Source organism: Variovorax sp. 10N432, assembly GCF_056394465.1.
In genome coordinates this window covers 12,137-27,028 of record NZ_JBFTHX010000014.1, presented here as the reverse complement: position 1 = coordinate 27,028, position 14,892 = coordinate 12,137, and the positions used below count along the sequence as shown (strand labels likewise).

Genomic DNA, 14,892 nt, shown 5'->3' with positions numbered 1-14,892 from the left:
TCCATGAACGACGCGCTGGGTCGGCTGCGCGCAGGCGAACTGGCCGGGGCCCAGCGGCTCGACCTCAGCTGCGGCCTGACCGAGCTGCCGCCCGAGGTCTTCGCGCTGGCGGACTCGCTCGAGGTGCTCAACCTCTCCGGCAACGCACTGCGCACGCTGCCGCACGACCTGCACCGGCTGCACCGGCTGCGCGTGCTCTTTTGTTCCGACAACCAGTTCACCGAACTGCCCGAAGCCGTCGGCCAGTGCCCCCGGCTCGAGATGGTGGCCTTCAAGGCCAACCAGATCTCGCGGGTGCCGGCGGCGGCGCTGCCGCCCTTGCTGCGCTGGCTGATCCTGACCGACAACCGGATCGACGCCCTGCCGGCCGAACTCGGCGAACGCGCGCGGCTGCAGAAACTCATGCTCGCCGGCAATCGCCTGCAGGCGCTGCCCGAATCGATGGCGGCCTGCCGGGCGCTCGAGCTGGTGCGCATGTCGGCGAACCGCTTCGAGGCCCTGCCGGGCTGGCTGCTCTCGCTGCCGCGCCTGTCGTGGCTGGCCTTCGCGGGCAATCCCTTCGACGAAGCGCCCGAGGCCATGGCGATGGATGCGCAGCCGACCCGGGCCATCGACTGGCCATCGCTCTCGCTGCAGCACAAGCTCGGCGAAGGCGCCTCCGGCGTGATCCACCAGGCCGATTGGCGGCAGCCGGACGGCAGCCTCCGGCCGGTCGCGGTGAAGCTGTTCAAGGGCGCCGTGACCAGCGACGGCTGGCCGCACAGCGAGATGGCGGCCTGCCTGGCGGCGGGGCCCCATCCGGGGCTGATCCCCGTGCTGGGCCGGGTCGCCCACCATCCCGACGCCAGCACCGGCCTGGTGCTCGCGCTTGTCGACCCGAGCTTCCGCAACCTGGCCGGCCCGCCGAGCCTTGAATCGTGCACCCGCGACGTCTATGGCGACGAGGCCCGCTGGTCGGCCGAGACGGCCCTGCGGATGGCGCGCGGCATCGCTTCGGCGATCGCGCGGCTGCATGCGCGCGGCATCCTGCATGGCGATCTCTACGGCCACAACATTCTCTGGAACGGCCGGGGCGACGCCCTGCTCGGCGATTTCGGCGCCGCCTCGTTCCTGCCGCGCGACGATGCGGCGCAATCGCAGGCGCTGCAGCGCACCGAGGCGCGCGCCTTCGGCTGCCTGCTGGAAGAATTGGCCGCGCGCTGCGAGGCGCCCGATGCGGCCACGGGGGCGCTGCCGGCCGGCCTCCAGGCACGCTGCCTCGACGACGATCCCGCCGAGCGGCCGCTGTTCGACGAGATCGCCGCCGCCCTGGGAACCTGACATGGCCGCGCTGCCGCTGCCCGTGCGCGACGGCGTCGGCCCGAGCTGCGTCGCGCTGCCCGCGGGCGACTGGCCGACCATCGCCGAGTTCCTGGTCCAGCGCTTCGCGGCCATCCCGCGCGCCACCTGGGTGGCCCGCATCGAGGCCGGCGACGTCGTCGACGAGCACGGCCAGCGCGTGACGCACGCCCGGCCCTACCAGCCACGGCTGCGCGTCTACTACTACCGCGCGCTCGACGCCGAGCCCGTGATCCCGTTCCAGGAGCAGGTGATCCACCAGGACGCGCACCTGCTGGTGGTCGACAAGCCGCATTTCCTGCCGGTCACGCCGGTCGGCAAGTACGTGCAGCAGAGCCTGCTGGTGCGGCTCAAGCGCACGCTCGGGCTCGACCATCTGGCGCCGCTGCACCGCATCGACCGCGAGACCGCGGGCATCGTGCTGTTCTCGGTGCAGCCGGAAGGGCGCGGCCCCTACAGCGCGCTGTTCGCCGAGCGGGCGGTCCACAAGCGCTACGAGGCGATCGTGCCCTGGCAGGCCGGGCGCGCGCTGCCCGCCGTGCGTCACAGCCGGCTCGCGCCCGACCAGCATTTCATGCGCATGGCCGAGGTCGCCGGCGAGCCCAATGCCGAGACCCACTTCGAGCTGCTGGAGGTACGCGGCGACTGGGCGCGGCTCGGCTTGTCGCCATTCACCGGCCGACGACACCAGCTGCGGGTGCACTGCGCAGCGCTCGGCATGCCGATCCGCAACGACGCGATCTATCCGGTGCTGTTGCCGGAAGGCAGCGACGACTTCGACCATCCGCTGCAGCTGCTGGCGCGCGAGATCTCCTTCGTCGACCCGATGACCGGCGCCGAGCGGCGCTTCACCAGCCTGCGCTCGCTGGACCTGCCGGCCTGAACTGGCGCCAAGGTGACGCCCGCCGACGCCGGGCCGCACTAAGCTCGCGAAAGCCGCATCGTCCGGCACCCGCACCGAACACCCAGGAGACACACCGCATGGACACCACCCAACTCTTCTCGCTCAAGGGCCGCACCGCGCTCATCACCGGCGGCTCGCGCGGCATCGGCCGGATGATCGCCGAGGGCTTCCTGGCCCAGGGCGCCCGGGTCTACATCTCGGCCCGCAAGGCCGCGGCCTGCGACCAGACCGCCAAGGAGCTGTCGGCCTTCGGCCACTGCGTCTCGCTGCCGGCCGACGTGTCGACGCTGCAGGGCGCGCAGGCGCTGGTCGATGCCTACGCGCAGCACGAAGACTCGCTCGACATCCTGGTCAACAACGCCGGCGCGGCCTGGGGCGCGCCCTACGCCGAGTTCCCCGAGAGCGGCTGGGACAAGGTGGTCGACCTGAACCTCAAGACGCCCTTCTTCCTGACCCAGGCACTGACGCCGATGCTCAAGAAGGCGGCCACCGACCACCTGGCCAAGGTCATCAACATCGCCTCGATCGACGGCATCTCGGTCAATCCGCAGGAAACCTATTCGTACGCGGCCAGCAAGGCCGGCCTGATCCAGCTCACGCGCCGCATGGCGCTGCGCCTGGCGCAGGACCGCATCGTGGTCAGCGCGATCGCGCCGGGCGCCTTCGCGTCGGACATGAACAAGGACGCACGCGACCATGGTGAAGAGGTGAAGGCGCGCATTCCGGCCGGCCGCATCGGCGAGCCCGAGGACATGGCAGCGGCCGCGATCTACCTGGCTTCGCGGGCCGGCGACTACGTGATGGGATCGACGCTGGTGGTGGACGGCGGCGTCACCCACGCACGGTAGCCGGCTTGCTTCCTACCAGCGCGGCACCGGCTCGTCCTTGAGCTGCCTGCGCAGCTGCTGGTAGTCGGGCATCACGCTTTCCACCGTGTCCCAGAAGCGCGGGCTGTGGTCCATCACGCGCAGGTGGCTCAGTTCGTGGGCCACCACGTAGTCGATCACCGACATCCTGAAATGCACCAGCCGCCAGTGCAGCCGGATCGCGCCATCGGCGCTGGCGCTGCCCCAGCGGGTCGAGGCGTTCGACAGCGACAGCTTGTTCCAGGTCACGCCCAGGCGCGGCGCGAAATGATCGAGCCGCTCGATGAAGATGCGCCGCGCCTGCCGCATCAGCCAGGCCTGTGCGGCGTCGCGGATCTGCGGCGCGCCGGCATTCTTGGCCAGCGCCAGGCGCAGCACCGGGCCCCCGCCACCCTCCGCCCCGGCGTCGAGCACGCCTCCCACGCCCTCGAAGGCATGGTGCGGATCGAGCGCGACCGTGACTTGCTGGCCGAGGAACGGGAAAGCGACGCCGTCCTGCCATTCGATGCGTGCCGATTCCAGCCGCGCATGGCGCTGCTGGGTCTCGGCCAGCTTGCGCAGGATCCAGTCGCCTTTTTCCCGGACGGCGGCATCGACGTCGCGCAGCGCCACCCAGCGCGGCGCCCGCACCGACAGGCCCTCGGCGCCGACCAGGAAGCCGATGGTGCGCCGCTTGCCGCGGGTGAATTCGTAGGCAACACGGGCATTGCCCAGCGTGACCTCGCGCGTCGCGCGCGGATGCACGAAGCTCGCGGGGCGCACCGCGTCGGCCAGCGTGATGGCCGGCGCGTGCGGCCCGTCGGGCGTCGGCAGCGGCGCCGGTTCGTCGGTCGACGCATCGAACAGGTCGAGCGTGAACTGCAGCAGGCCGCGCATGGTCGTCAGGCCATCAGGCGGTGGTCGACGCCGCGGGCGCGGCCTCCGGCACATAGGCGTCGGGGTCGAGCCGGTGCATCTCGGCCTCGATCCAGGCCTCGACCTCGCGCATCAGCTCGTCGGGCTTGCGGCCGACGCTCGAGATGGCCGGACCGATCGACACATCGACCACGCCCGGGCGCTTGATGAAGGCCTTGCGCGGCCAGACCTTGGCCGAGGTCACGGCAATCGGCACCACCGGCACGCCGGTCTCGCAGGCCAGCCGCGTGCCGCCGCTCTTGTAGTGGCCCTTCTGGCCACGCGGAATCCGCGTGCCTTCGGGAAACATGATGATCCAGATCCCCTGTGCGAGCAGCTTGCGGCCCTGCACCACGACCTTGTTGAAGGCCTGCGTGCGCTGGCTGCGGTCGATGTGGATCATGTCGAGCCGTGCCATCGCCCAGCCGAAGAAGGGCACGTAGATCAGTTCCTTCTTGAACACGAAGGCCAGGGGGTGCGGCATCAGCGTGGGCATGAGGAAAGTCTCGTAGGTCGACTGGTGCTTCACGAGCAGGATGCAGCCGGCCAGCTTGTCGGTCGGCAGGTTCTCCATGCCGGTGACGCGGGTTCGGATGCCCAGCAGCACGCGGGCGCCGCCGATCGCCCAGTTGAGCCATGTCACGGCCATCCAGTACAGCGGGATGCCGCGCTTCCAGAGCGAGTTGACGCACATGATGATCCCCCAGGGGACCACGGTGACGAGCATCCACAAGGCGTGGATCAGGGAACGCAAAAAATCCATCAGACAGCCACTTTCAGCGCCGCGCGCGCTTCGCGCTCCAGCAGGAAATCGACGAAGGCCGCGAGGTCGTCATGCACGCGGGTGTTCGGCGGGTATTCGGGGGGCAGCGGCACGCCGCGGCAGGCCTGGCCCATGCCGGTCAGCAGCAGGTGCGGCTCGCAGCCGGCGGCCGCGCCGGCGAGCAGATCGCGCAGGCTGTCGCCCGCGGTCGGCACATTGGCGAGGTCGACACCGTAGCGCTCGCCGATCTGCAGGAACAGGCCCGGCTTGGGCTTGCGGCAGTCGCAGCCTTCGTCGGGGCTGTGCGGGCAGTAGAAAACCGCATCGACCCGGCCACCCACGGCCGCCAGCATCTTGTGCATCTTGGCGTGCATCGCGTTGAGCGAAGCGACATCGAACAGCCCGCGCCCGAGGCCCGACTGGTTCGATGCGATCACCACGTGCCAGCCCGCATGGTTGAGCCTCGCCACCGCCTCGAGCGCGCCGGGCAGCGGCGTCCACTCGAGGTCGCTCTTGACGAAATCCTCGCGGTGGACGTTGAGGGAGCCGTTGCGGTCGAGGATGACGAGTTTCATGGTGAGGGAATATCCTTCAGGGCTTCCAGCGCACGGCGCTCGGCCCATTCGACCACATGCTGAACGGGGTAGCGGCCGGCGTCCAGCAACCGAATGCGCGCATACAACACGGCTGGATCGATCAGACCGTGCGCCAGAAGCGTACGCACATAGTCAGCATCCTTGTCGCGGCCTGCCACGCACTTGGAGACGGCGAGGTCATGGATCTCTGGGCAGATTGCGGTGAGGTCGCCCAGATAGTGAAGCGTTTGGCGTTGTTGCCAATCCGGCGGCATCACCGCCGTTTCCGGGCCCACACCGTCGGCATGAAAACCGTGCGTGTCGTGGAACATCGACAACGCCCCGATGGCGCCATCGATCAGGTCGGCCTTCTCGGGATGCATGGCGGGATAGAGGTCGAGTTCCGTCGACACCAGCAACGAGGGAGGAATCGTGTCCAGGAGCAACAGGATGGCCTGGCTGCCGACCAGCACGAAAGATTTCTCTTTCGTGATGTCCGCAGCCGCGCGCAGCACATGCTCCAGTTCGGTCAGCTGCATGGTTCAGAGTCCCGAAGCGCGCCGCACTTCCTCGCGCTCTTTGGGCGAGAGGACGAACCCCAGCGGCGACGCATTTCGCAAGGTCGCGGCCCGCTCATCTTCAGCACAAACGGCGCGCTCGACTTCATCCACTCCACCTTCCAGCAACCGCGCCCATTGATCGAGGTAGGCATCCGAACGAGTCTCCCCGCGCTGCTGCCGCCATCTCTGCAACGTGCCGCGCGCTTGCTCGAGCAAGTGCGCGTCCCCTCTCAGGCGCGCGATCGCCTGCCGGTGAAAGGCCAGCGTGAAGCGATCGATCTGTTGTGGAGTCGGCATGGGGAGATGGTGGTGGCGCAGCCCGCGATGGTCAAGCCGCCAGCCGTTCCAGCTGCGCCACCCGGTTCATCGCCGCATGCAGCAGCATCAGCAGCCCGAGCCGGTTCAGTCGCAGGTCGGCCTGCTCGGCATTGACCATCACGCCGTCGAAGAAGGCGTCGACCGGCCCGCGCAGCGCCGCCAGCGTCTGCAGCGAGGCGGTGTAGTCGCCCTTCTCGAACTGGGCGTCGGCCACCGGCACCACCTCGCGCATGGCGGCGTGCAGCGCCTTCTCGGCCGGCTCCTTCAGCAGCAGGTCGCTGACGTGGGCATCGGCCTCGGGCGACTTCTTGAGGATGTTGCCGATGCGCTTGTTGGCGGCGGCCAGCGCCGGTGCTTCCGGCAGCGCGGCAAAGGCGCGCACCGCCGCCAGCAGCTTCGGCACCTCGCCGAGCCGCTGCGGGCGCGAGGCCAGCACGGCATCGACTTCCTGCGCGCTGGCGCCCTGCTCGCGCAGGCTGCCGGACAGCCGGTCGTAGATGAAGGCCTCGAGGGCGTCGGTGGGATCGTTCAGCGCCAGCTCCCCGCCCTTCGGCGCATGGAAGGCGGCGAAGGCACTGCCCAGCACCGCGCGCAGGTCGAGCGGCAGGTGGCGCTCGACCTGCATGCGGATCACGCCCAGCGCATGGCGGCGCAGCGCGAACGGATCGCGGTCGCCGGTCGGCAGGTTGCCGATGCCGAACATGCCGACCAGGGTCTCGAGCTTGTCGGCCAGGGCGACCACGACGCCGACCGGGTTGCGCGGCAGTTCGTCGCCCGCGAAGCGCGGCTTGTAGTGGTCTTCGATGGCGTCGGCCACCGCGGCGTCGAGGCCGTCGTGCAGCGCGTAGTAGCGGCCCATCGTGCCCTGCAGTTCGGGGAATTCGCCGACCATGTCGGTCACCAGGTCGGCCTTGGCGAGCTGCGCGGCCTGCGTGGCCTGGCGCGCCAAGGTGGCGTCGCCGAGCTGCTCGGCCAGCGCGCGCGCGATGCGCATCACGCGCTCGACCCGCTCGCCCTGGGTGCCGAGCTTGTTGTGGTAGACCACCTTGGCCAGCGATTCGACGCGCGAGGCCAGCGACTTCTTGCGGTCCTGGTCGAAGAAGAACTTGGCGTCGGCCAATCGCGGGCGCACCACGCGCTCGTTGCCGCCGATGACCGCGCTGGCGTCATCGGGGCGGATGTTGCTGACCACCAGGAACTTGTTGCTGAGCTTGCCCGAGGCATCGAGCAGCGGGAAGTACTTCTGGTTGGCCTTCATCGTGAGGATCAGGCACTCCTGCGGCACGTCGAGGAACTCGCGCTCGAATTCGCACACCAGCACATTGGGTCGCTCGACCAGCGCCGTGACCTCGTCGAGCAGGGCGTCATCGTCGATCGGCTGCATGCCGCCGCCGACCTTCACGGCCGCTTCGGCCAGCTGCCGCGCGATCTCGAGCCGGCGCGCCTCGAAGCCCGGGATGACCGCGCCCTGCTCGCTCATCTGCCCGGCATAGCTGTTGGCGTCGCGCAGCTCGATCGGATCGACCGCCGCCTCGAAGCGATGGCCGTGCGTCTGCCGGCCGGCCGTGAGGCCGAGCGCGGCGACCGGCACGACCGTGTCGCCGTGGAGCGCCACCAGGCCGTGCGCCGGCCGCACGAAGCTGACGCTGGTCCAGCCCGGAAGTTCGCAGTTCGTCTCGAGCTGGTAGCTCATGACCTTCGGGATCGGCAGCTTGGCGATCGCCTCGGCCAGCGCTTTCTGCAGCCCCTCGGCCAGGGTCGCCCCCTTGGCGGTGCTCTGGAAGAACAGCGCCTCGGCCTTGCCGTCCATGGCGCGTTGCAGCCCCGGCACCGCGCCGGCGTCGGCGCCCAGCGCCGCCAGCCGCTTGAGCAGCGCGGGCGTGGCCTGGCCCGCAGCGTCGAGGCCCACCGTCACCGGCATGAGCTTCTGCGAAACCGCCTTGTCGGCGGCCTGCGCCAGCACGTTCGTCAGGTGCGCGGCCAGCCGCCGCGGCGAGGCATAGGCCGTGAGCACCGAACCGGCATCGGCCAGCCCCTGGGCGATCAGCTGGTCGCGCAGCACCGTGGCGAAAGCGTCGCCGAGCTTCTTCAGCGCCTTGGGCGGCAGTTCCTCGACGAACAGTTCGACGAGCAGGTTGTTGTTCGTGGTCATACGCTCAGGCCGCCTTCTTCGTCATCTGTGCAACCCACTCGCGCGGCGCCATCGGGAAACCGAGCCGCTCGCGGCTCTCGTAGTAGCTCTGCGCGACGCTGCGCGCGAGGTTGCGGATGCGGCCGATGTAGGCGGCGCGCTCGGTCACGCTGATCGCGCCGCGCGCGTCCAGCAGGTTGAAGCTGTGGGCCGCCTTGAGCACCTGCTCGTAGGCCGGCAGCGCGAGCTGCACCTCCATCAGGTGCTTGGCCTGCTTCTCGTGGGCGGCGAAGGCGGTGAAGAGGAACTCGGCGTCGCTGTGCTCGAAGTTGTAGGTCGACTGCTCGACCTCGTTCTGTTTGAAGACGTCGCCGTAGCTCAGGCCCTCGGTCCACTTGAGGTTGTAGACGTTATCGACGCCCTGCAGGTACATCGCCAGGCGTTCCAGCCCGTAGGTGATCTCGCCCGTGATCGGCTTGCAGTCGATGCCGCCGACCTGCTGGAAGTAGGTGAACTGGGTCACCTCCATGCCGTTGAGCCAGACCTCCCAGCCCAGGCCCCAGGCGCCGAGCGTCGGGTTCTCCCAATCGTCCTCGACGAAGCGGATGTCGTTCTTCTTCAAGTCGAAGCCGAGCGCTTCGAGCGAGCCCAGGTAGAGCTCGAGGATGTTGCTCGGCGCCGGCTTCAGCACCACCTGGTACTGGTAGTAGTGCTGCAGCCGGTTCGGGTTCTCGCCGTAGCGGCCATCCTTGGGCCGGCGGCTCGGCTGCACATAGGCCGCCTTCCAGGGCTCGGGGCCGAGCGCGCGCAGGAAGGTGGCGGTGTGCGAGGTGCCGGCGCCGACCTCCATGTCGTAGGGCTGCAGGAGCGCGCAGCCCTGGGCATCCCAGTAGGCTTGGAGCTTGAGAATGATCTGTTGGAAAGTCAGCATGATGGGCCTGGTGGCCGCAGGAGGGCGAAGCGCCCGCCGAGGCGGCGAACCGGCCATTTTACGAGCGGCCGGCCGGGCTCAATACTCCCAGAAAATGCGCTGCAGTTCCTTGGTGTCCTTGGTCTTGGTCAAAGCCACCATCGTCAGGATCCGAGCCTTCTGCGGCCGCAGGTCGTGCGCCACCACCCAGTCGTACTTGTCGTCCGGCTGCTCGGCGTTGCGGATCACGAAACCGTCGGGCACCCGCGAGCTGCGGATCACCAGGATGCCGTCGGCGCGCACCTTCTGCAGCACCGGCACGATCCGGTCCGCCACCGAGCCGTTGCCGGTGCCCGCATGCACCAGCGCCTTGATACCGCTGGCGGCCAGGGCGTTGATGGCCGTGGGGGCGACGCCTTCGTAGCCCAGGGCGATCTCCACCGGAGGCAGCGCGTCGATGCTGTCGATGTCGAACTCCGACTGCATCGTGTGGCGCTTCACGGGCGCGCGGAACCAGTAGTTGCGGCCCTCCACGATCATGCCCAGCGGACCCCACTGGCTCTTGAAGGCCTCGGTCTTGATGTTGACCGTCTTGCTGACGTCGCGGCCGCTCTGGATCTCGTCGTTCATCGTCACCAGCACGCCGCGGCCGCCGGCATCCTTGCTGGCCGCGACGTTGACCGCGTTGAACAGGTTCAGCGCGCCGTCGGCCGACAGCGCGGTGCCCGGACGCATCGAGCCGACCAGGATGATCGGCTTGGCCGTGTGGACCGTCAGCGTCAGGAAGTAGGCGGTTTCTTCCAGCGTGTCGGTGCCGTGGGTGATCACGATGCCGTCGACGTCGGGCTGCTTCGACAAGGCGGAAACGCGCTTGGCCAGGGTCAGGAGGTTGTCGTTGGTGAGGCTTTCGGAGGCGACCTGGAACACCTGCTCGCCGCGCACGTTCGCCACCTTGGACAGTTCGGGCAGGCCCGCGATCAGCTTGTCGACCGGCACCTTGGCGGCCGAGTAGGTCGCGCTGTTGACCGCCGAGGCACCGGCGCCGGCGATGGTGCCGCCGGTGGCCAGGATCACGACATTGGGCAGCGACTGGGCCTGGGCGACGGCGGCGGCGGCCAGCAGCGCGGCGGCGCCCGCCAGACGGCGGAAGCGGGAAGCAAAGTACATGGAGACTCCTTTGGGAGGTGTGGTGCGGAGGGCCGAAAAGATACCGGATCGCGGTCGTTCCGGCGCAGTCTGTCGATGCCGTGCACGCATGCGGTCATGCCGGCCAGCCCGACCTCGTGGCGCAGCAAGTTCCGGGCAAGCGCTACCATCCCCGGCGGCACCCGCCGAAAACGATGACCTCCGAGACCTACTCTTCCGAGTCCCCGGCCGCGCAGCAGATGCCGGCCCCCAGCGGCCCGCTGTCGCGCGCGCGGCCCGGGCGCGAGCGCATCCTGGCCGCGATCCGCAGCGCGGCCATCGCCGAGTTCAGCCTGCACGGCCTCAAGGGCGCCTCGACGCAGGCGATCGCCGCCCGCGCCGGCCTGACCAAGCCCCAGCTGCACTACTACATCCCCGGCAAGGAAGAGCTCTACGAGGAGCTGCTGATGCAGGTGCTGCACGACTGGAAGGTGGTGTTCTCGTTCGAGGACCACGCCGGCGCGCCCGGCGCGGTGCTGGGCGACTACATCCGCAAGAAGCTCGACCACGCCTTCGACAACCCCGAAATCTCGCGGATCTTCACCCGCGAGGTGCTCGACGGCGGCCGCAACCTCGAGCGCTACTGGCCCAACGCCCGGCTCTGGACGCAAAAGAAGGTCGACATCATCAACGGCTGGATCGCGCGCGGCCTGATGCGCCCGCTCGACGCCCGGCTGCTGCTGATGCACATCTGGGCCATGACCCAGAGCTATGCCGACTACGCGCTGCAGACGCGCGTGATGCTCGGCCTGCCGCCCGACGCGCCGATCGACCGCGAGCCGATCGCGCGCGAGTTGGTCGCCTTCGTCCTCGGCGGCTGCGGGATCAAATAGGCCCCCACGCTCCCCCACTGCGTGTGGGTCGCTGCCCCCCGAGGGGGCCGCAGGCCGCCTTGGGGCGGCCCGGCGCCGGCCTGACCTCCCCCTGGCGGAGACAGCGTTGCGCATGACAGAGCGCCCCTCCCGCTTTTGGTGCGGAGGCCCTGGCACGTCGCTTGCATAACCTGACCACTTGCTCTGATTAAGCGGTCAAACACACCATGCGAGTGCTCGTCGTCTATTGCCACCCGGTCGAAACCAGCTTCCATGCGGCGCTGCACCAGGAGGTGCTGCGCAACCTGCGCGCCGCCGGCCATGAGGTCGATGACTGCGACCTCTATGCCGAGGGCTTCGACCCGGTGCTGTCGCGCGAGGAGCGCCTGGGCTACCACGAGGTGCCGAGCAACCAGCTCCCGCTGAAGCGCCATGTCGAGCGGCTGCAGTGGGCCGAGGGCATCGTGTTCTGTTTCCCGACCTGGTGCTTCGGCCTGCCGGCGATGCTGAAGGGCTATTTCGACCGCCTCTTCATGCCCGGCGTCGCCTTCGACCTCAGCGACCCGAAGAACGTCAAGCCGATGCTCACCAACATCCAGCGCATCTCGGCCGTCGTGACCTACGGCCGCCCGCGCTGGGTCGCCTGGTACATGGGCGACCCGCCGCGCAAGATCGTCACGCGCTACATGCTGCGCCTCACCGGCAAGCAGGCGCGAGTCGACTACCACGCCCACTACCACATGAACGTGGCGACCGAGCCGCAGCTCAAGCGCTTCATGCAGCGCGTCGGCAGCGCGATGGCGCGCTTCGCCTGATCCCTTCCCGTCACAGGACTCCCATGCTCCACGGCTATATCCCGCCCCACCGCTTCCTGCCCTACCTGAGCTGGACCGAGATCGACGCGCTGCCCGATCGCGAGAACACCGTCATCGTGCTGCCCTGCGGCGCCATCGAGCAGCACGGCCCGCACCTGCCCTGCTCGGTCGACAGCGTCATCGCCTCGGGCGTGATGGGCAAGGCCCTCGAACGCCTGCCGCCCGAGGTGCGGGCCTTTGCCCTGCCGACCATCACCTACGGCAAGTCGGAAGAGCACCTGCACTTTCCCGGCACCATGACCTTGACCGGCACCACCCTGCTCTCGACCGTGATCGAGATCGGCGAGTCGGTCTACCGCTCGGGCTTTCGCAAGCTGCTGTTCGCCAACGGCCATGGCGGCCAGCCGCAGGTGCTGGAGATGGCGGCCCGCGAGCTGCGGCTGCGCCATGGCGACTACGTGGTCGTGCCGCATGGCGTGTCGCGGCTGCCGAGCGCGGCCAGCAAGCAGGTGAGCGACCAGGAAAAGCGCCTCGCGATGCACGCCGGCCATTCGGAGACGGCGCTGATGCTCGCGCTGGCGCCCGACACGGTGCACATGGAGCGTGCCGCCGCCAATTTCCCGCCGCCGTTTCCGATCAAGCTGCTGTCGCCCGACGGCCGCCCGGCCTGTGCCTGGACCGCGCGCGATTTCGGCCCCAGCGGCGTCATCGGCGATCCGACCAGCGCCACCCGCGAGCAGGGCGAGGAGATCCTCGACAGCCTGGCCGCAAGCTGGGTGCAGGCGTTGACCGAGCTGCACGCCCTGCGCTGGGTGGTGCGCGACGAAGCCACCTGGGGCCGCGGCCACGAACAGGGCTTCATCCAGACCGCCGCCGGCCTCCCCGCCTGAGGCCCGCTCCTTGCATCCGATTCCGCTTCGATCCCAACCCCACAGAGAGGTCCCCACCATGCGCCTTCCCCTCGCCCTCCGTCTCGCCCCCCTGGCCGCGGCCCTCGCGCTGGCCGCCGCCGCGCCGGCCCAGGCCCAGGACAAGTTCACCTACATGACCAACTGGTACGCGCAGGCCGAGCACGGCGGCTTCTACCAGGCGGTCGCCCAGGGCATCTACAAGAAGTACGGCCTCGACGTCACGATCAAGATGGGCGGCCCGCAGGTCAACATCACGCAGATGATGGCTGCCGGACAGGCCGACTGCATCATGGGCTCGAGCGACATCCAGATGATGCAGGTGCGCGAAGGCGGCGTGCCGGTGGTCAACGTGGCGGCCTTCTTCCAGAAGGACCCGCAGGTGCTGATCGCGCATGACGACGTCAAGAAGTTCGAGGACCTCAAGGGCAAGACGATCCTGATCGGCGCCCAGGCCAACCGCGGCTACTGGCCCTGGCTGAAGGCCAAGTTCGGCCTCACCGACGAACAGACGCGCCCCTACACCTTCAACATCCAGCCCTTCGTCGCCGACAAGAACACGGCGCAGCAGGGCTACCTGACCTCCGAGCCCTATGCGATCCAGAAGGCCGGCGTGAAGAGCACCGTGCTGATGTTCAGCGACCACGGCTTCCCGGCCTATGCGACCACGGTCTCGTGCATGGACAAGACCGTGAAGGAGCGCAACAAGCAGGTGGCGGCCTTCGTCAAGGCCTCGGCCGAGGGCTGGAAGAGCTACCTCAATGATCCGGCGCCCGCCAATGCGCTGATCAAGAAGGACAACCCCAACATGACCGACGACCAGCTCGCCTACAGCGTCGCCAAGCTCAAGGAGATGGGCATGGTCACCGGCGGCGACGCGGCCACGCAGGGCATCGGCGTGATCACCGATGCGCGCACCAAGGCCAGCTACGACTTCCTGGTCTCGGCCAAGCTGCTCGACCCGGCCAAGGTCGAGATCGCCAAGACCTACACGACCGAATTCGTGAAGGACGCGAAGGTCCTGCCCTGACACACCGGGCGCCCCGGCGCGCCCTCTCGAAAGGCTTTGCATGAACGACACCGAATCCGCCGCCTACGCGCTGCCGGCGCAGCCCCGCCTCACTGTCCCCGCGGTCGAGGTCCTGTCCGCCGAGAAGACCTATCCGAACGGCACCCAGGCGCTGCTGCCGGTGGACCTCCGGATCGCCGAAGGCGAATTCGTCACCCTGCTCGGCCCCTCGGGCTGCGGCAAGAGCACCTTGCTCAAGATGGTGGCCGGCATGCTCGAGCCGACCGACGGTCGCCTGCTGGTCTGGCGCAAGCCGGTGGCGCAGATCGACGAGAGCGGCCGCCGCATGGCCTTCGTGTTCCAGTCACCGACGCTGATGCCCTGGGCCAGCGTGCGCACCAACGTGCGGCTGCCGCTCGACCTCGCCGGCGTGCCGCGCAAGGAGGCGGAAGACCGCGTCGCCGAGGCGCTCGAACTGGTCGGGCTGGACAAGTTCGCCGGCGCCCTGCCGCGCGCCCTCTCGGGCGGCATGCAGATGCGGGTGTCGATCGCGCGCGGCCTGGTGACGCAGCCCGACCTGCTGCTGATGGACGAGCCCTTCGGCGCGCTCGACGAGATCACGCGCCACAAGCTCGACGCCGAACTGCTGGAGCTGTGGCAGAAGAAGAAGCTCACGGTGATCTTCGTGACCCATTCGATCCACGAGGCGGTGTTCCTGTCGAGCCGCGTCGTGATGATGGCCGCGCGGCCGGGCCGCGTGGTCGAGCAGTTCCGCATCGACGAGCCCTACCCGCGCAGCGCCGACTTCATGGTGTCGCCGCAGTTCAGCCGCTATGCGAAGACGCTGCAGGACAGCCTGCTGCGCGCCAGCAGCGCGCACGACGAGGTGCAGGCATGAGCGCAT

16 protein-coding genes are annotated in these 14,892 nt (G+C 68.9%); 8 read left to right on the top strand and 8 right to left on the bottom strand.

The features are described from left to right. Positions 1–3: 3 nt before the first annotated feature. From AC1DF3_RS17590 to AC1DF3_RS17580, 3 genes are all read left to right on the top strand, one after another. Positions 4–1,320, top strand: coding sequence for a leucine-rich repeat-containing protein kinase family protein (locus AC1DF3_RS17590; protein ID WP_478140339.1), 1,317 nt, complete (start codon positions 4–6; stop codon positions 1,318–1,320). 1 nt (position 1,321) lies between these two features. Beyond that, a complete protein-coding gene (locus AC1DF3_RS17585; RefSeq protein WP_478140338.1) occupies positions 1,322–2,221 on the top strand; it encodes a pseudouridine synthase in 900 nt (299 codons plus the stop codon). A gap of 98 nt (positions 2,222–2,319) precedes the next feature. Then, positions 2,320–3,090 carry an SDR family oxidoreductase gene (locus AC1DF3_RS17580; protein ID WP_286534885.1) on the top strand — a complete coding sequence of 257 codons (771 nt, stop codon included), beginning with the start codon at positions 2,320–2,322 and terminating at the stop codon, positions 3,088–3,090. 12 nt (positions 3,091–3,102) lie between these two features. Here the strand turns inward: AC1DF3_RS17580 and AC1DF3_RS17575 are convergent, their stop codons facing one another. The 8 genes from AC1DF3_RS17575 to AC1DF3_RS17540 form a co-directional block, all read right to left on the bottom strand. Next, positions 3,103–3,984 (bottom strand): M48 family metallopeptidase, encoded by an 882-nt coding sequence (locus AC1DF3_RS17575; RefSeq protein WP_478140337.1) that lies wholly within the window; start codon positions 3,982–3,984, stop codon positions 3,103–3,105. 13 nt (positions 3,985–3,997) lie between these two features. Next, positions 3,998–4,765: a lysophospholipid acyltransferase family protein gene (locus AC1DF3_RS17570; protein WP_286529499.1), complete on the bottom strand. Its 768-nt coding sequence runs from the start codon at positions 4,763–4,765 to the stop codon at positions 3,998–4,000. Then, positions 4,765–5,340: a D-glycero-beta-D-manno-heptose 1,7-bisphosphate 7-phosphatase gene (gene gmhB / locus AC1DF3_RS17565; protein WP_286534887.1), complete on the bottom strand. Its 576-nt coding sequence runs from the start codon at positions 5,338–5,340 to the stop codon at positions 4,765–4,767. The genes AC1DF3_RS17570 and gmhB overlap by 1 nt, the downstream gene beginning before the upstream one ends. Further along, positions 5,337–5,879 (bottom strand): DUF6036 family nucleotidyltransferase, encoded by a 543-nt coding sequence (locus AC1DF3_RS17560; protein ID WP_286534888.1) that lies wholly within the window; start codon positions 5,877–5,879, stop codon positions 5,337–5,339. The genes gmhB and AC1DF3_RS17560 overlap by 4 nt, the downstream gene beginning before the upstream one ends. A gap of 3 nt (positions 5,880–5,882) precedes the next feature. Beyond that, positions 5,883–6,197, bottom strand: coding sequence for a hypothetical protein (locus AC1DF3_RS17555; RefSeq protein ID WP_286534889.1), 315 nt, complete (start codon positions 6,195–6,197; stop codon positions 5,883–5,885). Positions 6,198–6,228: 31 nt separating this feature from the next. Then, positions 6,229–8,370 (bottom strand): glycine--tRNA ligase subunit beta, encoded by a 2,142-nt coding sequence (gene glyS / locus AC1DF3_RS17550; protein WP_478140336.1) that lies wholly within the window; start codon positions 8,368–8,370, stop codon positions 6,229–6,231. A 4-nt stretch (positions 8,371–8,374) separates the two neighbouring features. Then, complete coding sequence (gene glyQ, locus AC1DF3_RS17545; RefSeq protein WP_286534891.1) at positions 8,375–9,280, bottom strand: glycine--tRNA ligase subunit alpha; 906 nt, start codon at positions 9,278–9,280, stop codon at positions 8,375–8,377. Positions 9,281–9,358: 78 nt separating this feature from the next. After that, a complete protein-coding gene (locus tag AC1DF3_RS17540) occupies positions 9,359–10,426 on the bottom strand; it encodes an asparaginase (protein ID WP_478140335.1) in 1,068 nt (355 codons plus the stop codon). Positions 10,427–10,599: 173 nt separating this feature from the next. Between AC1DF3_RS17540 and AC1DF3_RS17535 the strand changes: the two genes are divergently transcribed. The 5 genes from AC1DF3_RS17535 to AC1DF3_RS17515 all read left to right on the top strand — a co-directional run bounded on the left by AC1DF3_RS17535 (position 10,600) and on the right by AC1DF3_RS17515 (position 14,886). Further along, positions 10,600–11,277 carry a TetR family transcriptional regulator C-terminal domain-containing protein gene (locus AC1DF3_RS17535; protein ID WP_286534893.1) on the top strand — a complete coding sequence of 226 codons (678 nt, stop codon included), beginning with the start codon at positions 10,600–10,602 and terminating at the stop codon, positions 11,275–11,277. 206 nt (positions 11,278–11,483) lie between these two features. Continuing rightward, positions 11,484–12,071, top strand: coding sequence for an NAD(P)H-dependent oxidoreductase (locus AC1DF3_RS17530; protein ID WP_286534894.1), 588 nt, complete (start codon positions 11,484–11,486; stop codon positions 12,069–12,071). Between the two features lie 23 nt (positions 12,072–12,094). Continuing rightward, on the top strand, positions 12,095–12,961 hold the full coding sequence (locus AC1DF3_RS17525) for a creatininase family protein (protein ID WP_286534895.1): 867 nt from the start codon (positions 12,095–12,097) through the stop codon (positions 12,959–12,961). A gap of 58 nt (positions 12,962–13,019) precedes the next feature. After that, a complete protein-coding gene (locus AC1DF3_RS17520; RefSeq protein WP_286529487.1) occupies positions 13,020–14,009 on the top strand; it encodes an ABC transporter substrate-binding protein in 990 nt (329 codons plus the stop codon). A 40-nt stretch (positions 14,010–14,049) separates the two neighbouring features. Beyond that, entirely contained in the window at positions 14,050–14,886 is an 837-nt protein-coding gene (locus AC1DF3_RS17515; protein ID WP_286534896.1) for an ABC transporter ATP-binding protein, read from the top strand. Positions 14,887–14,892: the final 6 nt, after the last annotated feature.